Source organism: Paenibacillus sp. 01T47, assembly GCF_056398245.1.
The window spans coordinates 438,420-459,600 of record NZ_JBFTPA010000001.1 but is presented as its reverse complement, the minus strand read 5'-3'; the positions used below and the strand labels follow the sequence as shown (position 1 = coordinate 459,600).

The window sequence follows — 21,181 nt, the reverse complement described above, 5'->3', positions numbered from 1 at the left end:
GAAACCCATGCAATCCCGAATTGATATTTTTCCATCAAGATCATGTTTCATCGTTGAGTTCGGACTCATTCACTTTAGCCATATTCTTGTAATCATTTCAATCAGAGGGTTGTAATTTAAAGCAACTTAATCAGCTCTTCTAGCTCATCAACCAATACTTTTGCAAGTTCAAAATTAGTATCTTTTAAAGCCAATTCTATTTTCATTTCAACTGATTTTTTATTTTGTTCAGCTTCTAGATAGCCTTTATCAAAATGACTAGCATAAATCATCTGTCTAAATTCTGGCATACTCATTTTTCTAATCGACTTATCGTCAATGATTAAAACATAATCCATACCATTTACAACAGTATAGAAATCGTGAGAAATCATGAGAATCGCGCCTTTATACTCTTCAATGGCTTTCTCCAGTGCGATTTGTGTATAGGTGTCTAAATGGCTTGTCGGTTCATCAAGAAGCAATACGTTTGCTTTACTGGCTGAAACTTTAGCTAATTGAAGCAAGTTTTTTTCTCCACCAGATAAAGCTTCTATCTTTTGATTAACGATTTCTCCTTCAAAACCATAGTTTGAAAGATACGATCTAACCTCATCATACGTTTTAAACCCAGCATCGATGAATTCTTCTAGTATGGTATTAGAATCCTTTAGCATTTCGCCTTGAATCTGACTTAAATAAGCTACTTTAACATCAGCATTTATTTCAATTGATTCATGATTATTTTTAAAGATATCTCTGAGTAAAGTCGTTTTCCCGGTTCCGTTTGAACCAATAATGGCTACTTTATCAGTCGATTTTATCTCAAAGTTAACATTTTCTAAAAGCAACTCATCAAAGGCAACACTATAATGATTAACATTTACAACAATGGTGTCTTCCATTTCATTATCAATACCAAAACTAATATTCGGCTGCTTAATATCAACAAATGGCATTTTAATTCTACGCGCTTCCAATCTTTCTTGAAACCTAACTCTAGCTTTTAACGCTTTCCCTCTAGATGCATGTGAATTATAAGTTGCGATAACTCTAAGATTAACGATTGTTTTATCGTTTCTCTTTATTTCTTCATCATCAGCGATTGCGAGTTCTTGCAACTCAACTTTAGTCTGAAGTAATGAGAAGTTATAATCAATATATCGCCCATCAAACTCTTGGATTTCCGTGTTTTCAAGGTGTATAATTTTGTTGAAACAATGATTCAATAGATATCGGTTGTGCGTAACAACTAGCAGTATTCCTTTGTGAGAATTAATAAGATTTTTAAGCGCATTTAGGTTTTCAAAGTCTAAAAATACATCTGGTTCGTCCATAATCATTAAGTCTGGACTATTAAGCATTTCCTTCATCACTTGAATAAGTTTGAATTCTCCACCACTCAGGTCAGATACCCTAACATCTTTTAGCTTCATGAGGTTTGCTTGATTTAGCTTCTTATTAATGTTGCTTTCAAAATCATCCCCACCGATTGCATCAAATGCGTCTAAAGCTAATTGATACTGTACTAATAACGAATCAATATCCGATGATGTTTCCATTTCAGTACAAATAGATGTTATTTCATTTTGTATCTTAATAAATTTTTCCCCTATATATTCAAAAACTGTTGTTTCTTTCGTTTTGTCTAGTTGTGAGAATTGACTTACATGACCAATGTTACAAGTCGGGTCTATTTCTAACTTGCCCTCGAAAATATATCTTTCTGGATCCATCAGTATATCTATCAATGTACTTTTCCCACTGCCACTTGTTCCTATAAAAGCGCAATGTTGTGCCTCTTCTAATGTAAATGAAATGTTATTATATAGTTCTTTTTGCGGAAATGAGAAGGATAAGTTATCAACTTTTATCATAGTATTACCTTTCTTATAACTAAAATGGTGACTATTATTGGATGTATTGAAGAGCATAGATTATAAGTTTACCTTTGTTAGAGTAACACTGTTTACAATCAACTACAATTGATTTGTATTCCCATCCCTTGAGGGTCAAAGTTCCATGTTGTACAATAAAAACTTGCCGTTACTTATGATATGGTTCAGCTTAACGGGTTTATCGGCGAACATTACTAAAGGAGCAGCCAAGGATGCTCCTCTTTAAATCACTTATTTATCACTTAGGCTAGCTTTATCCCCGCTATTCAACCTGTTATATACATGAAAAGTTACCTTTGTCCCTATACCTAACGTGCTTTTGATATGAAGTCCTGTTCCGAAGTGCCGTTTTAATCGCTGATCCGTATTTATCAATCCGACACCTGAACAACTATTTACTTTTCTTTCTAATATTCGTTGCAATTGAACTTCGTCCATTCCAACCCCATCGTCTTCAACGGTTATCTCTACATGCGTCTCATAGACAGAAATCCGAATAAAAATCTTTCCCCCACGAATGCGCTTCATAACGCCATGTATTATCGCATTTTCAACGAGAGGCTGGATCGTAATAAATGGGACTTTTATTTCCTCGCAGTCATCTATCTCCCAAATAACCTGTAACCTTTCTTCAAACCGAACCTTTTCAATATATAGATAAGAACGCACCAGACTTAGCTCCTCTTCGATCGGAACAAGCCCATCCATATTTTGAAATTTAAATTTATTCCTCAGATAATTGCTGAACTCATTGAGCAAATTGCGCATCTTATCCAAATTAATATCGCTTAGAGCTGTTACAGCATTCAACGCATTAAATAAAAAATGAGGCTGGATTTGCGCTTGCAGCCATGCAGCTTCTAATCGCAGTTGTTCCCGAACAGAATGTTTAATCGTAGTTAGCGCCTCGATTCGCGATTTTATTTCTATTGCTTCCACTGGCTTCGTCACATAATCGTTAGCCCCCGCAATAAAACCGCTCTGAATATCTTTCGGTTGGCTTCTTGCGGTAAGGAGCAGTACAGGGAGCTCCGTGAGTGTAAAGCGCTCGCGGATCAAACGCGTCAGCTCATAACCGGACATCTGCGGCATCATGATATCGGAGATGACCAGATCCCATTCCTTTGTACCCAGTAAAGCCAACGCTTCTTTACCGCTTGTTGCCATCGTTACCTCATATTCGTCTGGCGGTAGTATGGATTCAAGCACTTGAAGATTGATAGGATCATCATCAACAATTAATAGGTGTGGACGATCGTGATCCATTTCTAGTAAAGTTGGTTGTTTCGCAGCTTGCGGTATTCCCACTTTGTCCAAATCGACCGAGGAGGCCATTTCTTGAATCGCCATAGATTGTAATGTATACGGTTTGAATGAGTTGGATACATCATTTTCTTCTTCCACTTTCAAGTCTGCTAGCTGTAATGAAAACGTAAATGTTGAGCCTTCTCCTAAAGCAGAGGACACATCTAACGCACCTCCATGAAGCTCAACCAGTTGCTTGCTTATACTTAAACCTAACCCAAAGCCACCTTCAATCATGGTCTCACTCGCGCTCGCTTGCTCGTATGGGCGGAATAGGCGCTTAAGCATGTCCTCGTCCATTCCGATTCCGGTATCGGTAATAACGATATAAGCTCGTCCATCCTTTGCAAAAGCTTGAATCGAAACAACCCCATCATTCGTATATTTCACAGCATTATGAAGTAAATTGAACACGATTTGGATCACCCTATTCTCATCCGCAATTACTGGAGGGAAATCTTCCGAAATCTGATTTGCAATTTGGACAGACTTTACATCTGTATTAAATTGCAGCATATTCATTACTCCGGTCACGATTGACTGGATAAATACGGCTCTTTTCTGAAGACGCGGATTGCCTTCCCGTAAACTCATCACATCAATCAAATCGTTCAATATCAATGTCAACCGACGTCCTACGGATAATACCGTTTCAAGCTCCTTAATGCTCCGTTCCTGCAATAAATGCTGTTCCCTTTTTAAAACGGATTGTGACATGTTAAGCATGCTATGCAGCGGATTTTTAAATTCATGCGATGTGTTTGCCAGAAATTGATCCTTATGGTCATTCATTCTTTGCAAGGTTGCAGCAAGCTCTTTGGTGTTCGAATGCATGATAAAGTATCCCTTAAACCATTCAGAGGCTAAACAACCCATCGCAATAATCATATCGAACGGATAGTAGACAAGACTCAAACTGCTATCTATCAAGATAAATGACCAAAGAGAATGGTTCATCAACGCAAGTAAAGAGAAAAGCAGTAAAAGATTGCTCTTTAAACCTGTGATTACTTTTTTAAACATTGTAATCAACGTGATAACTGCAGCAATACCAATTAATAGATAATAAACCGGAAAGAGCATAATCACTTGAGATGGATCTAAAAACAAAGTGATGCCGACAGTCCCTAGATTCATTACTTTATAGACAGGGTACATCCTACGCCAATATGGAAGCTCGCGATGATTCGTACACTGGAGCAAAGCATAAGCTGCCATAATGAGAGCAATGTTCGTTATCCGAAAATCCCAAACACTTCCAATATAAAATATTTGGTGGAACAACTTCTCATCAACACTAAATACACTCGTGATCGTTACACATAATGCAAGCAAACTGAAATAAAGCAGCTTCATTTCCTTATTTCCTAGTAAATACAAAATAAGTGCATAGACTGCATGCATAATGAATATAATCGCTGCCAAAAGCTGCATAGAAACGGAAGCTTTCATCTCTTTGGCAATGGCTTCTTCTGATCCAAATTTAATGGATCGGACAATGCCCCCGCTTCGACCATCCACATAATTTGCCGCTTGAATGACGAGTTCGATTACACCGTTTTCGTCTGCTGTAAAGGTTGTAGAATAAGGTAGGTCCTTCGGAATATAATCATTCTTTGTTGTCGCCACCTGTCCGGATTTAGTAAGCAATCGACCGTTTACATATAATTCTGATGCAGTGCGTACGCTGGGTACACGAATACTATAATTAAGGTTCTTTGCCGGGTCTACATAAAGACGCAAACGATAAGAACCATACCCGTATGGAGATGGCTTGTCAGCATGCAAAGCTTCACTCCATCCTCCCGGTACCTGAATATGCATTGGCGCATTATCACCTAACAATTGTTTCCGACTAGCATCTATTAACCATTGCGAGGGATAAAACTCCCATTCCCCATCAAGTAAGAGAATACTACCATCTTCTGCATTCCAATTGCGCAAATCGATTTGCCCATTATGAATTGACGCCTGTTTTGAATCATGAAACGTTCCCATCCATAAAATGCGCAAACCGGTTAAAACAACTAATATCAACACTAGCAATAAAATAATATAGCTCTTTTTCATTTGATATTTGGATGAGTGAGTTTCCAAGAAGTATTTCTCCCCTAGTCATTTTCTTCTAAGACATTTAGTAAAGAACTCTCCATAACTTACCACAGTTAACATAGCAGAGAAACGGACGAGAGAGAGGCCTTTATGTCTATTATATAGCAATACTTACTTGGATAATTTTGGTTATTTAATTCGGATAAAAAAAGAATGAACAAAGCATGTCATTCGACCTCAACGTGCCGTCCAGCGGATACGACATTCATCATACGTTAACAAACAGTACGAAGCTCGTGCTGGCAGGCGGAACTTACAATATTCTCGCATTGGTTTATGACAGTTGGGGGACTCTCATTGGCAGGGATGTAGTCAAGGTTACTTTCCTATAATTACGTAAGTACTTTCAAGGCAGCTGTCAGAACGGCATTATTGACTTGAGGTTGAATTCGGATATATACAATAAGCCGCCATGACCCTCGGGCTACATGGCGGCTTATTTGTCGTTAAGTTACTGTTATACCTTCCTTGGGTTTGCTTCGTTCCCCACCGCAACCGGATTCCCCTCGTCAGAACTCCAATCACTCCAGCTGTCGGTTATTCTCTGAAAATTTTTTTAGTCGTTAAGGTTACGGCTGTACAGAATTGCCATTCGTCGTTTTAACGCATTAATCGGCAGAATAACAAAAGCGTAGAAAAAAATAACGATGAGCCCAATCAACAAACTTAACGCTAGCAGCAGCTTCGTATAATACACGTCCATGATTAAACACTTACTTAGCGTATAATGAGTCGGACAAAACCTTTATCATTATATGCTATTGTTTTATACAGTTAAATAGTGGGCCCATGCTTACAATATGGTTTTAAATTTCACAATCGATCCCACTTTGCCCGAGGAAGCTTCTCCACCCTCATAGGCCAGCTTCACATAGAAAGACGCTTCGTTCGTATTCCAATACGCCAAAAGCCATATTAGAGCGTGCAGGGAGTATCCCTTCATCACCGTTATTTTGTTCAGCAATTGGCCTCCCTTAAGCTCGGCCGACGATATTTCATCCTTATCGACAACATCATGGATCAAGATTCGTTTCTCATCGGGAGATAAACTGAAAGCGTACGTGTAACGGCCTAAATCGGCATCCCGTTTGCTTAATACTGTCGTAAATTTCTCTGTTGCCGGATCATAGATATAGATGCCATCCTCGTCCTTGTATTGCCCGTCAAATAAAATGCTGCCGTTCGCAAGCGTATGAAAGCTTCCGATAGAATACTCTTCTCTCGCTATAATCCTTTCAAGCCGCGGATGCTCCAGATTGATTTTATACAAACTTGACTGTGCTCCGTCTCCAATCGCCATCTTCATATACAGCGCGCCGTCCGCGACTTGAAGCTCATGTTCGTAACTATAAGTTTTCGTATCCAAAACCTCTTCAAGCCGGATCGTCGACACTTTGCCCGCTACTGAATCTAAAATATAAAGTACGCCGACTTGGGTTGAGAAAGCGGCATACCTTCCTTCCGCGTCTGCAAACCGGTTGATCATCATTTGATCTTTGCTCATGAGCGCTTTATACGGCTCTCGACTTTTATCCAATATTTCTTTGCTCTCGCCGGTGGCGATATCCAAGATGTAAGTGGAAGATCCTTCGTCGTATAAAACCTTCTTGCCGTTTAGCGAGACATCGGTAACGGGCTTCTCCAACAATTTCACCGGCTTTCGATCCCCGGCGTCCTCTATGCCTACGGAATAGAAGCCGTCGTTCCCGTTGTATAGCATGCGGCCGTCCTGGATGGACATAATATCCTCAAAACTCAGCACCTCGTCAATCGTCAACAGCTTCCCGTCCAGCATAGGAGTTTCCATCTCGCCGAGCTCCGCCCTTACATCCTCGCTCAGCACATATGACGCGGTTCGGGGAGTTCCCGTTTCGGCTATCGAGCAGCCTCCTATAACAACCATGGCTGCGATCATTCCAACAAACCAACTGTTTTTCATCGTTCCGACTTTCATTCTCGGCTACACCCTTTCGATCGTTTCTTACGATCACTATAAGGGAAGGTTATGTGCAAATTCGCCTCGCTTGTTGCCAACTTATGTCCAAAGCGGCAGCTCAGCTTGAACGATTACATGCCCGCCCTCTTGGCGATAAACGATCGTTCCCCCGTGGCTTTCCACGATTGCCCGGCAAATCGCTAAACCAAGGCCGATGCTGCCTGAATCGCTCATATCTGCTCCATGAGCCCGATAAAAAGGCTCGAAAACCAACAGCTCGTCCGCATCCCTATCTATAACCCGCTCATTCACCACTTGAACTACGGCAAACTCTGCGGATCGGAATGCCTTAATCTGAATACCTGTCCCTACGACGCCATATTTAATCGCATTATCCAGCAAATTCACCCATACCTTCCGTAGCTCCTCGCTTTGTCCGCCGACTGTAAGAAGCTGCGAATCGCATTGCAGTAGCATTTTGTAGCGGGCGGCCTTCATTTCCAGATCGTCGCAGCAAGCCTGCAGTTGCTCATGCAAATCGACCGGTACGTTTGCCTGCCGCTCTCCCTCGTCTTCCTTGTGGGCGAGTTCAAGCACTTGAGCAACCATACTGTGTAATCGGTCGCTTTCCGTTTTTATTTTTATGGCTGCGCGCTCGAGAAAAACGGGATCATCAAAGTTCGGTTTGCCGATAATTTGCGCATAGCCGGAAATGGAAGTAAGCGGCGTTTTTAGCTCATGGGTTATATGCTGATAAAATCGCCTCTTGCTCTGTTCAAGTACAACAACCCGATTTCGCTCGGCTTCAAGATGCTCCATTTGCTCCTCGATTTGCCGCTTCATCTGTTTAAAACTGGCCGCCAACAGACCTGCTTCATCGCTTCGATTTGCGGGCAGCACCGCGTTCTCTTGGTTGCCTTCCCCCAATCCTCGCATCGCATGCGACAGCGCAATCAGGGGACGAGTCATTCTTCTCGACAATATATAAGTAAATACAGTAACGACAACAAACAGAAACGCCGCGAATCCGGCCAAGCTTTTGAGAATCGCGCGATTATGCATATAACGGCTTGAATAATCGCTGGTAAGACGAAAGGAACCTTCATAGCGCTCGTCGGGATAGAATGGAATCGTCAGCATAATGAGATATTCGTCGCCGTCCCGCACCCTTGTTACGACTGATTTATTTTGCGCGCTCAACGCTATATCGGCTTCCAGCGAAAACTTGCCGCTAGCGGACTGCCATGGATCGAGAATAGCGCTTCCACCTTTGGTAAATCGAGTCTCTCCCGCGAATCTGCCTGCTTTATCGTAGTAAGCCGCAGGATGGCCAGTGCTTCGGCTGATGCCGTAAAGCAGCCGCGAAATCAGCTCTTGCTCGTTCTCTTTGCTTCCTTGGTGAACAAGCGTATCCTGCTGGATATGGTCATAGACAAACGACTGTAGCTTCTTCATATCCGCCCGAATCGTCACATTCGTCTGCTCGTTCAATACATGGGAGATGTACATATAGAGACAGCCGGTTGATATCGAGAAAATAACGATGAAGCCCATAGTAAACCTCCAGTGGATCGGCAGGATTCTCCTTCTCATACAGCTCCTCTGGTCCCTCTCTCGCCCATTCGATAACCTACGCCAAACACCGTCTCGATCAAAGCCATATCCAGCTTTTTGCGGATTCGCTGCACATGAACGTCAACCGTCCTTATGTCGCCCTCATAGTCCATCTCCCAAACATGATCTACAATTTCTTCCCTAGAAAATACTTGCCCGGGATATTCGTGAAACAGGAGCAGCAGCTCAAATTCCTTAGGTTTTAGCTTGATCTCTTGTCCGTGCCTAAAAACCGCATAGCCGCGCTTATCCAGCTCAATGCCTGGAGCCAGCTCGATTCGCCGATTCGCAAAACGATTATCTGCTTTTTCCTTCCGCCTCAGCAGCGCCTTTATTCGCGCAGCCACTTCTCGCAACTCAAACGGCTTAGTCATGTAATCATCGGCACCAATCTCCAGCCCCACGATTTTATCCAGTGTATCGGTACGCGCAGTAAGCATTAGAATCGGGACGGAATACTTCGCAGATACTTCTTTACAAATTTCGAAACCGCTGACATCCGGCAGCATGGCGTCCAGAAGCAGCAAATCTGGCTCCGCCTGCTCCAGCAAACGAAGACCGCCTTTTCCCGTGCCTGCGCTGAACACGGAATAGCCCTCGCCTCTGAGCGCATAGGTCAGTATGTCTCGAATCGCATCGTCATCTTCTATAATTAGCAGTTTTTTTTGCAAAATAGTTTTCCTCGCTTCCAGTCTGCAATACAATCGTATTCCTCCATTATAACGGACAAATATTGCCGTTTTATTGCCAGCCTGCGAAGAATAAGTCCGTATTCTCTTTCCTTATAACATAAACCTGACCTGATAACGCACAAACAGCATAACCTTAAATCAGGTAAGCCGCTTGCGTTTGATCGTTTTCTATTCTCAATGTTAATAACGTAATAGTCATTCGACTCATCCTACATGAACGACTGACTTCCGCTGCAATCATCTTAGATCACCATTTTGTTGACTCCATGTTGAATAATCACTTTTGACTTTCGAGTTGTTGACTCGGCTTTATCAATTTCTCTTAGCAATCCGGCCTTCATTTTGTACATGGAGGGAATATCAGCGAGATGTAAGGGTCTGTACAGCGCATTAGGAGGCATACAAACGAGCGCTCGGTGCGTAGCTTCATGAAAGCGCGTTCAGGAAGCTTATGTTGATTCCGTGTTGACTTCGAGCATAAAAAATATATCGCCCAGGGCACAAGTCCCCTAGGGCGATGTATTCAAATATTACTTACTACTATGTGAATCTCGGCTTTACTCCTCACCCACCGCAACCGCATTCCCCTCCACCGAACTCCAATCACTCCAACTCCCCGCATATAGCTTCACATTGCGGAAGCCTGCGTCTTGCAAAGCAAATACGTTCGGCGTAGCCGTCACGCCTGAGCCGCAGTACACGATAATCTCATCGTCCTGCGACAATCCGTTGAAGCGAAGCTTCTGCTCCTCTGGTGATTTCCAGCTGCCGTCGGCGCGTTTGCCTTCGTTCCAGAAGCGATTGATCGCGCCTGGAATATGTCCAGCCTTAGGATCAAGCGGTTCTACTTCGCCGCGATAGCGAGGGGCTTCACGGGAATCGATGACCACCGTTCCCGCTTTGCCAACTCGAGCCTTTACATCGGCTTGGCTAACCAGCATCTCATCGCGTACGTTTACAGTGAACTTAATTCCTTCTATTAAAGAAGGGACATCCGTGCTAACCGGATATCCCGCCGCTTGCCAGCCTGCGAATCCGCCTTCTATTAAATAGACTTGTCCATCATGCCCAAGCCATTGCAGCAGCCAGCGCAGACGGGATGCCATCGCGCCGCCTTGATCGTCATACGCGATAACTGTCGTATGATTGCCGATACCAATTCGTTCAAGAATATCTGCCAGCACCCGCGGCTCCGGCAATGGATGACGACCGCCTTCTCCATTCGGACGCTTGGGACTGGAGAGATCCTCGCTTAGATTTAAGTAATAAGCACCGGGAATATGAGCTTCTGCATACGCTCGCTTACCCGCTTCAGAATCGTTAAGCGCGTAGCGCGCATCCACAATAACCGTCCCATTCACACCAAGCTGCTCCAGCACCCAATCCGCTTTTTTAAAATAGGTCATCTCATCCATCTCCTCTACTATTTCTAAAATAGTGCTGCCGCTCGCATATCAATCATTTCTTTATCATCATATAACGCTCTCTTCATCAACTCACTCCGCTCTATCACTCCGACGGCCGCTGCAGCAGCAGCGCAAAAAACGCTCCCGTTATTTCAATCGCCTTCTCCAAATCATCCGTCGTCCCTGCAAAAGGATGCACCGCCCCAAAAGTATGGTTCGCTCCTTCCAGCGGTGAAAAACGATGCTGCGGAGCAGCAGCTTGGAGCAGATAGTATCCTGTAAGCAATCTTCCAGCATCCCCTGTTCCTTGAATGAATAACACAGGCGTTCGAAGTGACGCCGCTTTAGCTGTGATAGCGAAGCGCATGCGATTCCGATCCAAATCCTCAAAAAACGCAGCGTTAATCGGCATTTCCTGCTTTGTCCTTGCATTCGTCACGTAGCCTATCCCATCCCGCAATACCTGCTCGCGGAATTCTTCTCCAAACAGATTAGCCTTCGCTATTCCGTTCCATGTTACTACGCCGCGAATTTCCGGATGCTCGGCTGCGAATATTACGCTATTCCCTCCGCCGCGGCTATGCCCTACTATGAAAATTTGCTGCTTATCCATCTGTTCATCAAGCGGAAGCTCTCCCTCGAGCAAGGCCGCAAGCACAGCTGACAAATCCTTTTGCTCCTGCGAGTAGGTGTTCATCCCGAACTTATCCAGCTCGTCAAAATCATGTTCATTAACGCCGTTAAACGAAAAGTTGAACGTGATAACCGCAAAGTCCTGACCCGCGAATTGCCCGGCTGCATAAGGGAAGAACGCCCAATCCTTGAACCCTTTAAAACCATGCACAAAGAGGAGGACCGGCTTTCGTCCCCCATCCTCCTTCACTCTTATATCGCCTCTTACATACACTCCCGGGTCCAGTTCCAACGTAAATGTCTGATGCAAAATACTCCCATTACTCAATAACAGCACCTTCCCCGTCACCATATTTCATTCTATAGCAGCTATTCACTCCGTTTATACCATATCTATCTACCCTGATCATATCACCAACGTGCATTATAGAGGCGGGATTACCTGTAAAATAGTACAAAAAAACTACACCCACGCATCGTTCGCATATCCGCGCGCTTCCCAGTACCCCACATGCTCGCCTTTAATCAGCTCAATTCGGTTTAACCATTTTACGGACTTATAGGCATACATTTTCGGCACAATGAGACGAACCGGTCCGCCGAGATCACTCGGGATCGGCTTCCCATCATGCATGACCGCCACCATTACATCATCCATGTCGGCCTGCTCAAGTGTAAGGGTATCTGTATATACACCATCACCCGAGTAAAGCTTCACCGTCTCCGCACCGGACTGCATACCCGCCATTTTCAGCAATTCTTTAAGTGGAATACCCTCCCACGTGTTTTTGTAAACGGACCAACCAGTCACACAGTGAAAATCACTGACCTGCACCGTTCGCTTCAGCGCCACAAACTGTTTCCAGTCCCACTTAAACGTCTTATCGACCAACCCATCTATCGTAAAATTCCAATCTGCATTTGTAAAAGAAGGAATCGGCGTTACCGTGTATACACGGAACTGTCCAACAGCTCCGCCACCCGTTGGCGGGGCTGAAGCAGGCAGCGGCTCAGGCGCTGGCAGAAGCATATTTGCATCATTTTCGATCAGCTTATCGATGCTCTGGCTTCCGCCTACACTTCCAAGCGAGTTCCCGAGCCATTTCAGAAAAGAAGGCCCGATCGTGACAGCCAAGCCTATGCCAATTGCACCGCGAATGAACGCTTTGCGCGTATACAGCGGCTGAGGCGATCCTGCTGGATGGATGACGCCCTCTTCCTTCTGCTCGTTTTTGACGGTACGGCGATTCGGCTCCTTCAGCCATTTGACCCGCGTGATGGAATGATAAATGATATAAGGAAGCCCAACCCATGTAAGAAGATCATGGATGACTAATGCCACATTAGACACGCTTGGCCCGACGGCTCTAAACTGCCAAAGCAGTACGCCCGATCCGAACCAGCCCAGCAATAAGCCTAACACGACAAGTACGTTAAATCTTTGCCATGGTTTTTGCTTCAGCTGCTTCCAATGCTTGCCCGCCAGCGCCAGATAATAGACTACAGGCAGGATGGATGCTATACCAACAACGACATGCGCCCACTTTATCCAAACGCGAACCTCTCCAAGAACGCCGCGCCAGAAGCCGCCCACCAATATAAGCCCGGTTAATGCCAAAATCACGACAATCCAGCCGTTCCAAGCATGCAGCGAAACAAGCTTCTTACCATAACCCTTGCGAAGACGCTCCATCAGTCCACTCATCGGCTAAGCCTCCTCTTCTCCTCTAAGTCTTTTTTTCGAAAAAAACTTATCCGTATCTTCTGCCGCCTCATACAACGTGAACCAAAATAAGCTCCCGTGATGACTAGGCTGCTGCACGCCTATTTCCCCTCCATATTGCTCTACTAATAGCTTAGCGATGGAAAGTCCAAGTCCCGCACCTCCGCTATCCCGGCTTCGGGAACGGTCTGATCGGTAAAACCGCTCGAAGACCCGCTCTCTATCGGCTTCCGGCACGCCTTCCCCTTCGTCAATAACGGAAAAGCGGATAAGCTTCTCCTGCTGTCCGTACCATTCTTCTGCTTCTATTAAAATTAAACCGCCTTGCGGCGAATGCCTCACCGCATTTTCGAGCAAGTTTTGTAGTATGCGTTGCAAGTGACGCGGCTGCATCGTTAAACGAAGCGAAAGCTCCGGCAGCTTAACTCTAAGCTGCAACGATTTCTCATCCAAAGGCTTCGTAAACCGCGGCAACAGCTCGACAAGCACATCCTCCACATTCGCTGGTTCAAACACCGCAGGCTCATGCTTCTTCTCATCCAGCGTCGACAATTCGAACAAATCCTGAATTAATTCGCCAAGTCTTACCGTCTCGCTCCGTATCGTCCCCAAATAATACTTGAAAGATTCTTCATCTGAAATGACACCATCCTCTAACGCTTCTACATAGGACTGCACAGAAGCAAGTGGTGTACGCAGATCATGCGCCATGTTCGCAACGAGTTCCCGCTGCGCCGCCTCGACTGCTTTTATTTGCCGGAAGCTTTCCTCCAAGTGGATGCCCATATGATTGAATTGTTCCGCTAGCTGCTTAAACTCCCTCAGACCTGTATGCTTTACCCTAGCCTTCAAGTCTCCTGCCGCAATTAGCCCGGCCCCCTCACCGACCCTTCTAACAGAATCCTCAAGCGGCCTCACGAACAGAAAGTAAAGCATACACGAAACTAAACCCGCTCCCACGGTCGCAAGCGTCAGCCAAATGAACTGCTCCTTGGATAGTAACATATACCGGTAGAACACCAGCTGCAAAATAATAATAAACACGATACTGATTGTATTAGCCAGCATGAGGTACGAGCGAAGCTTCATACAAATGTTCCTTTGCCGTCCAGCTTATAGCCAATTCCCCATACGGTCTTAATCCAGCTTGGATCGGAAGGATTCTCCTCGATTTTCTCCCTCAAACGACGAATAAGCACTGTAACGGTCGTCGTATCGCCATGATAAGCGTAATCCCATATCTGATTAAGCAGCTGGCTACGGGAGAATACCTTCCCCGGATAAAGTGCAAGCAGATGCAGCAAGTCAAATTCTTTGGCTGTGAGATCTGCCTCCGCTCCATTAACTACAACCCTTCTCTCCTGCGGGAAAATTGATAATCCGTCAAAATAAAGCGATTGCCCTGCCCCCCCGTCACCGCTGCCATTCGTCTCCGTCCCCTGCTTCTTTGCCACGCTGCCGGCCAAAGACCTTCTCAATATATTTTTAATGCGCAGGACGAGCTCCCTCGGACTGAACGGCTTCGTTATATAATCGTCCGCGCCCATCGTTAAGCCTAGCAACCGATCGGCCTCTTCTCCCCGCGCCGTAAGCATGATGATCGGAGTTTCCTCTTCCTGACGAACCCGATCGCATACCTCCAGACCTCCGAACTTTGGCATCATCAAATCGAGAACGAGCAGGTCCGGCCGATGCTCTCGCCATAGCCGCAAAGCCTCCTCGCCGTCTGCCGCTACCCAAACCGTCCATCCCTCACGTTCCAAATAACGCCTACACACATCTCTTATATTCCGTTCATCATCGGCTACTATTATTTTCGCGCTCAATGCGGGTTCACCCCTCTTTCCTAAAACTTATATCCTCTTCTTAAATTATAACGCCGATAGGACTCGGATACGAGTATAGCTGTCTTTTATAGCAATAATTCCCCCGCCATTAGGCGGAGGAATTTTTTGAAATAGCACAACACACCTTAAAGACCATCCAATAATGCTTGTTAGTTCTTATATAGCTTCATCCGTTGCAGTTTGTGCAACCGAATCACCACTCCTATAGCCGCCAAAATCGTACTAACCATTATTTTCATTGCATTTCTGCTATCTAACTTCCAAGTTCGGGTTTTATGTGAGCTTTGCCAAACAGATACTTTGCTGAATCATCTCCCTAGTTATTTCACCAATCCCCATTACATCTTTTCTTCAGTCTTCATCTCATCCGTTTTCATTTCATCTTTCTTCATATCGTCAGTTTTCATTTCATCCGATTTCATCTTGTCTGTCATCATTTCGTCGGACTTCATCTCATCTTTCTTCATATTGTCAGTCTTCATCTCATCAGTCATCATTTCTTCGGACTTCATTTCGTCAGTCTTCATCTCATCGGACTTCATCTCGTCTTTCATTTCCGTTTGAGAGTTTTCTTTGCCCATGTTATCATTATTCGCGTTGCATGCGCTTAACACCAACATGCCCCCTAGTATTAGTGAAGCCAACATACTTTTTTTCAAAATAATCTCCTCCTTGGAATATCCTATTGTTCTTCTACGGACCAATCGTATCGAACATTGCTAACCATCCAAGAACAATACACTTTCGAAATCATTAGTAAACTATTACAAAAGTATTACATCTCCTCTACCCTCGTCAGAGCCCATGTTTGCATCTTCTATGGAATCGAGAAGTTCTTCTAATCTTGTAAATCCCAAAAAACGTGATTGTATTATGCCACTCCGCAGCATCCTATTAATTCCCTATTGATTCAGAGCATAAAAAATACACCGCCGAAGGCATATTGCCTTCTTAGCGATGTATTCAAATCCTGCATATTGTATCCGAACTACTTCTGTCATTAAATGAAAATGCCTGTTGCCAGCGTACTTTCCAATCAATCAGGGTGATAACAAGGGGGCTGCGGCTATCAAGCCATACCAGCGACCGCTGCCGCGCTTCCCCATCAAAGGGAAGTATCGTCAATGAAATGGATCATTCGAGATACCTTTTTCCACTTAAATCGATCCCAAAATAAAATAAAGCAAGAAGAAAAATGCGATGACGTACATCGTTATCGATACTTCTTTTCTTCGGCCTGTGACCAGCTTCAGAATTGGGTAGGCAATAAAGCCAAACGCAATCCCGTTTGCGATACTAAAGGATAGCGCCATAATTGCCATCATCAGATAAGCAGGAAAAGCTTCTGTAAAATCATTGAACGGAATCTCCTTAATGCTCTGAAACATTAGGCAGCCAACAATGATGAGTACAGGTGCAATCGCGCTGTTTGGAATTATTTTGAAAAGAGGGATCATAAACAAAGCAGGAATAAACAAAATTCCCGTTGTAAAAGAGGTTAGCCCCGTTCTCCCGCCTGATGCAATGCCTGTTGCAGACTCAGCTGCTGTCGTCATCGGACTACAACCCAGAAGTCCTGCACTAATTACCGATACAGAGTTAGCCTGAAAGGATCTGCGGAACTTCGCCTTGTCTGGAAGCATGCCAAGCTGGGCGCCCATATTTTGAAAAATAATGACCATCGATAACGAAAAAACAGCTGTCCAAAAATTAAGCGTGCCGATTCCACTAAAGTCCAAGGCAAAAAACAACTCTCCGTACCCATTAAAGGAAATACTAAAATCACGTAGAGTTGAAAAATCGACGATACCAAGCAGCGCGCCAATGCCTGTACCAGCGATAATGGCAATTAAGAAGCTGCCTTTTACATTTCGCATGAAAAGCGGTATCGCAATCAATAAAGTCAATATCGTCGTTAGGGCATAAGGATCACTCAGCTTAGCCAAAGTAACGAAAGTTCCTTCGCTCGCAACGATGATCCCCCCATTTTTCAAGCCTAGAAAAGCAATAAAAAGACCAATACCGGCGGTCATGGCGTTAATCATCGACGTCGGAATCGAGCGCGATAGATAGTCGGCCCCTTTCGTTACCGCAGTTAACATGAATACAATGCCCGCCAAAAATACTGCTGCAAGTGCTTGCTGCCACGTAAGTCCTAACGAGAATACCAAAGTAAAAACAAAAAATGCATTGTCTCCCATCCCAGGGACGAGAATTAACGGTGATTTTGCCCAAAGTGCCATCAGCATGCAACCGATAAAAGAGCAGATTACTGTAACAATCGTAGCTGCTTCATAAGGCATGCCGGCTAGCTGCAAGATGGCGCCATTGACCGCAATGATATAGGCAACCGTCATAAATGAAGTTGTTCCTGCAACTAACTCCGTACGTACCGTCGTGTTTTCTTTTTCAATATGGAACATTTTCTGCAATCGACTTCCCAAGTGTATAACCACCTTTATCGTTTCCCAACATCATAGGGTTCCCCTAATGCTTTGGGTGAACGAGCTTTCCCTACTGCTCCAATTAAAACGAGTAATGTTAAGACGTATGGAAACATATAGAAGAACTCATTTGGAATGCTAGCAGCAAAATCAAAGATTTGCAATTGGTCCTTTGCTGCTTGGGCTAAACCAAAAAATAGTGAAGCAAGCATCACTCCAATCGGATTCCATTTTCCAAAAATAACAGCCGCAAGCGCAATATAGCCTTGTCCTGAAATGGTATTAAAAGCAAAGTTGCCATTTGAGGTAAGAACAATCGTTGCTCCGCCAAGAGCTGCAAGTGATCCGCTTAAAATAACAGCGATGTAGCGCGTGCGATTTACTTTTATTCCAACCGTATCTGCCGCGCTTGGGTGTTCACCAACAGAACGAAGCCTTAGTCCACCTGAGGTCTTAAACAAATAAGAAAATAGGGTGATGACTAATGCAATGGCAATATACGTAGTCGGGTAGGCATTGAAGAACACATTGCCAATGAACGGAATATCGCTTAAATAAGGAATCGTCACCTTATGAAATACAGTCGTTAGAAGCGGTGTTTCTGCTGAGCCGTCAAAAAGTAATTTTACGAAAAAGAACGTTGAGCTTGCTGCGAGAATATTGATAACAACTCCGCTTACAACCTGATTCGCCTTAAATGTAATCGAGGCGACTGCATGAATGCTAGAAAAGATAATGGTAAATAGGAAGGCTCCAAGCAAGCCTAACCAAGGGGAGAAACCGCCAAAGCCCGCTATTTCCGCATAATGAGTCGTTATTGCAGAGAAGAAGGCTCCCGATACCATAAACCCTTCCAGTCCAATATTAATGACTCCCGAGCGTTCGGAAATGAGTCCACCGAGTGCAGCAAAGATAAGGGCAGTTGAGAATACGAGCGTCCCATTTAGTAAATTGCCAATTACCTCCATCTGTCACACCTTCTTCTTTGATTTTAGTTTAATCGTCCGGAAAAGCAACTTAACGATACCTGGGGCAGCAACAAAAAAGATAATAAATGCAATAATCATCCGAATAATTTCGCCTGGCACCTCTGCTCCAAAGCTCATGCCTTGCGAACCATAGGTAAGGCCCCCAATCAGGGACGCGGAGAGGAATACGCCAAGTGCGCTATTGCCGCCAAGCAAAGCTACAGCTATACCATCAAAACCTAGACCAGATGAAACCGAGTTGATAGCCACATAGTTGAACACGCCTAACACTTCAAAGGTACCAATCAAACCGCCAAATACGCCTGAAATAAACATGGTACGAACCATAACATTCGAAACCTTCATTCCTGCATATTTTGCAGCATCAGAATTAAGCCCAACTGCCCGCAGCTCATAACCCCATGTGGTCTTGGTTAAATAGATGTGGTAAAAAATAACCGCAACAATCGCAATCAAAAATCCCCAGTGGATACGTGCGCCATCCATCAGCTCAGAGAGCCAGCTAATCTGAATACTGGCAGAATCATGGATCAAGGCGGATCGTTGTGTACCTGCTTGCGGGATGAACGTCCGAATAATATAATTCGCCAAATAAAGCGCAATAAAATTAAGCATGATGCTGGTAATCACTTCGTTAATACCACGTTTTGCCTTAATATAACCCACTAGCGCTCCCCACATCCCGCCAAGCAAGGCGCCAACTAGGACAGCCAGCAGCGCATGCAGCACAGGTGGCAGACTAAACTGTGTGCCTACTATTAAGGCGCCGAGCGATCCCATAATAATCTGACCGTCTACGCCAATATTAAACATGCCAGAACGAAAAGCGATCGCTACGGCCAAGCCGCTCATCATAAGCGGTACAATCGTACGCATAGCTTCTCCAAAATCGTAACGGCTGCCGAATATTTTATCGATTAGAGATTTATAGGCCAGCACTGGGTCGTAGCCGCCAATCCACATAATAATGGCGCCTAATAGCAAACCCATAACAATGGCAACAAGAGGGATAAGTGCAGATTCCCGTTTGAAAATACTCATTATTTTATTCATGGATGCCTTCTCCTTCATGCTTGCCTGCCATCATCATTCCTAATTGCTGATCATTTGTTGTTTCTGGCGTGGTTTCTCCAACCATTTGTCCGCCGAATAGGACCAAAATACGGTCTGCTACATTGAGTATTTCATCCAATTCAAACGAAATCAGCAAAACAGCCTTGCCTTGATCACGTTCTGCGATTAACTGCTGATGCACAAATTCAATCGCGCCTACGTCCAGCCCTCTCGTAGGCTGAGCCGCAATTAAGACCTGCGGATTTTTATCGATTTCGCGTGCGATAATGATTTTTTGCTGGTTTCCTCCTGACATCGAACGAACGAATGTATCAATGCCTGGTGTGCGTATATCAAACTCGTTCACTAACCGCGTTGCCATGTCATCCATCGTTTTCTTATTAATAAAACCATGCTTGCTTATTTCTGGTTGATAATACGTTTGCAAAATTGTATTTTCACTGACAGAAAAGTCCAGAACGAGTCCATGTTTATGCCGATCCTGCGGAATATGTGACATTCCCGCTTCAGAAATCGTACGCGGAGCAAGATTGGCGATGCTTTTGCCTTGCAGCCAAATTTCACCTGAACGTATGCTTTGCATACCTGTTAAAGCTTCGATTAGCTCTGACTGTCCATTGCCGTCTACACCAGCAATACCGACAATCTCGCCCGCCCGTACGGAGAAGCTGAGATTATTAACAGCGGCCTTGCCGTTACTGCCTGTAACCACCAAATTTTTTACTTCTAATAACGCTTTTTTCGGGTTAGCTGCTCTTTTGGCAGTTTTAAAATTAACTTCTTTGCCTACCATTTTTTCCGCTAATTGCTGCGCATCGCTCGATGCTACTTCCACACTTTCAATCCGCTTACCGCGCCGAATAATGGTGCAAGTATCTGCTATTTCCATAATTTCCTTAAGCTTATGAGTAATGAGGATAATAGATTTTCCCTCAGCGACAAGACGCTTCATAATTGCCAGTAATTCTGTGATCTCTTGTGGAGTTAACACAGCAGTAGGCTCATCAAAGATTAGAATATCTGCTCCACGGTATAGTGTTTTTAAAATTTCTACGCGCTGCTGCATCCCTACACTGATCGATTCGATGGTTGCCATTGGATCAACATCAAGCTTATAACGTTCAGATAGTTCTTTAACCTTTTTACTTGCTCCTTTAATATCAATCTTCATCCCTTTTTTGGGTTCCATCCCGAGAATGATATTTTCCGTTACCGTAAAAGGCTCTACCAATTTAAAATGCTGATGCACCATCCCAATTCCAAGCTCAATTGCCTTGTTTGGACTATCCATCAGCTCATGCTTCCCATTTACATGAATCTCGCCTTCGTCTGGCTGATATAATCCGAATACGATACTCATTAGGGTGGATTTCCCTGATCCATTTTCCCCGAGCAAAGCATGAATTTCTCCACGCTTTAGCTGCAAGCTAATCGAATCGTTAGCGACTACGCCGGGGAATCTTTTGGTTATCCCTTTCAGCTCTAACACGACATCTGTCTTAGTCATATAAGACCCTCCCCAAAATATT

Annotated in this window: 17 protein-coding genes; 1 reads left to right on the top strand and 16 read right to left on the bottom strand. The window is 44.3% G+C overall.

Annotation, left to right across the window (positions count from 1 at the left end):
- Positions 1-116: 116 nt before the first annotated feature.
- Together AC1DOV_RS01935 and AC1DOV_RS01930 are read right to left on the bottom strand one after the other, a co-directional pair.
- Positions 117-1,856: an ABC-F family ATP-binding cassette domain-containing protein gene (locus tag AC1DOV_RS01935; protein ID WP_477549026.1), complete on the bottom strand. Its 1,740-nt coding sequence runs from the start codon at positions 1,854-1,856 to the stop codon at positions 117-119.
- A 252-nt stretch (positions 1,857-2,108) separates the two neighbouring features.
- Positions 2,109-5,252, bottom strand: a complete 3,144-nt coding sequence (locus AC1DOV_RS01930; RefSeq protein ID WP_477549219.1) for a hybrid sensor histidine kinase/response regulator — start codon at positions 5,250-5,252, stop codon at positions 2,109-2,111.
- A gap of 206 nt (positions 5,253-5,458) precedes the next feature.
- On the opposite strand from AC1DOV_RS01930, the gene AC1DOV_RS01925 reads away from it, so the two are divergent.
- Complete coding sequence (locus tag AC1DOV_RS01925) at positions 5,459-5,626, top strand: hypothetical protein (RefSeq protein ID WP_477549025.1); 168 nt, start codon at positions 5,459-5,461, stop codon at positions 5,624-5,626.
- 224 nt (positions 5,627-5,850) lie between these two features.
- On the opposite strand, the gene AC1DOV_RS01920 is transcribed toward AC1DOV_RS01925, so the two are convergent.
- The 14 genes from AC1DOV_RS01920 to AC1DOV_RS01855 form a co-directional block, all read right to left on the bottom strand.
- Entirely contained in the window at positions 5,851-5,997 is a 147-nt protein-coding gene (locus AC1DOV_RS01920; RefSeq protein WP_477549024.1) for a hypothetical protein, read from the bottom strand.
- A gap of 90 nt (positions 5,998-6,087) precedes the next feature.
- On the bottom strand, positions 6,088-7,248 hold the full coding sequence (locus tag AC1DOV_RS01915; RefSeq protein WP_477549023.1) for a hypothetical protein: 1,161 nt from the start codon (positions 7,246-7,248) through the stop codon (positions 6,088-6,090).
- 81 nt (positions 7,249-7,329) lie between these two features.
- Positions 7,330-8,823 (bottom strand): sensor histidine kinase, encoded by a 1,494-nt coding sequence (locus AC1DOV_RS01910; RefSeq protein ID WP_477549022.1) that lies wholly within the window; start codon positions 8,821-8,823, stop codon positions 7,330-7,332.
- Positions 8,820-9,515: a response regulator transcription factor gene (locus AC1DOV_RS01905; protein WP_477549021.1), complete on the bottom strand. Its 696-nt coding sequence runs from the start codon at positions 9,513-9,515 to the stop codon at positions 8,820-8,822. The genes AC1DOV_RS01910 and AC1DOV_RS01905 overlap by 4 nt, the downstream gene beginning before the upstream one ends.
- 578 nt (positions 9,516-10,093) lie before the next feature.
- Positions 10,094-10,942, bottom strand: coding sequence for a sulfurtransferase (locus AC1DOV_RS01900; RefSeq protein WP_477549020.1), 849 nt, complete (start codon positions 10,940-10,942; stop codon positions 10,094-10,096).
- Between the two features lie 103 nt (positions 10,943-11,045).
- Entirely contained in the window at positions 11,046-11,903 is an 858-nt protein-coding gene (locus tag AC1DOV_RS01895; protein WP_477549019.1) for an alpha/beta hydrolase family protein, read from the bottom strand.
- 135 nt (positions 11,904-12,038) lie between these two features.
- Positions 12,039-13,280 (bottom strand): molybdopterin-dependent oxidoreductase, encoded by a 1,242-nt coding sequence (locus AC1DOV_RS01890; protein ID WP_477549018.1) that lies wholly within the window; start codon positions 13,278-13,280, stop codon positions 12,039-12,041.
- A 3-nt stretch (positions 13,281-13,283) separates the two neighbouring features.
- Entirely contained in the window at positions 13,284-14,387 is a 1,104-nt protein-coding gene (locus tag AC1DOV_RS01885) for a sensor histidine kinase (protein WP_477549017.1), read from the bottom strand.
- Entirely contained in the window at positions 14,384-15,124 is a 741-nt protein-coding gene (locus tag AC1DOV_RS01880) for a response regulator transcription factor (RefSeq protein WP_477549016.1), read from the bottom strand. Before AC1DOV_RS01880 ends, AC1DOV_RS01885 begins: the two co-directional genes overlap by 4 nt.
- Before the next feature lie 359 nt (positions 15,125-15,483).
- The gene (locus AC1DOV_RS01875; protein WP_441877949.1) at positions 15,484-15,804 is read right to left on the bottom strand and encodes a hypothetical protein; all 321 of its coding nucleotides are present in this window, start codon (positions 15,802-15,804) and stop codon (positions 15,484-15,486) included.
- A 498-nt stretch (positions 15,805-16,302) separates the two neighbouring features.
- Complete coding sequence (locus AC1DOV_RS01870; protein WP_477549015.1) at positions 16,303-17,589, bottom strand: NCS2 family permease; 1,287 nt, start codon at positions 17,587-17,589, stop codon at positions 16,303-16,305.
- Positions 17,590-17,603: 14 nt separating this feature from the next.
- On the bottom strand, positions 17,604-18,557 hold the full coding sequence (locus AC1DOV_RS01865) for an ABC transporter permease (protein ID WP_477549014.1): 954 nt from the start codon (positions 18,555-18,557) through the stop codon (positions 17,604-17,606).
- Between the two features lie 3 nt (positions 18,558-18,560).
- Entirely contained in the window at positions 18,561-19,631 is a 1,071-nt protein-coding gene (locus AC1DOV_RS01860; RefSeq protein WP_477549013.1) for an ABC transporter permease, read from the bottom strand.
- The gene (locus tag AC1DOV_RS01855) at positions 19,624-21,159 is read right to left on the bottom strand and encodes an ABC transporter ATP-binding protein (protein WP_076271624.1); all 1,536 of its coding nucleotides are present in this window, start codon (positions 21,157-21,159) and stop codon (positions 19,624-19,626) included. The genes AC1DOV_RS01860 and AC1DOV_RS01855 overlap by 8 nt, the downstream gene beginning before the upstream one ends.
- Positions 21,160-21,181: the final 22 nt, after the last annotated feature.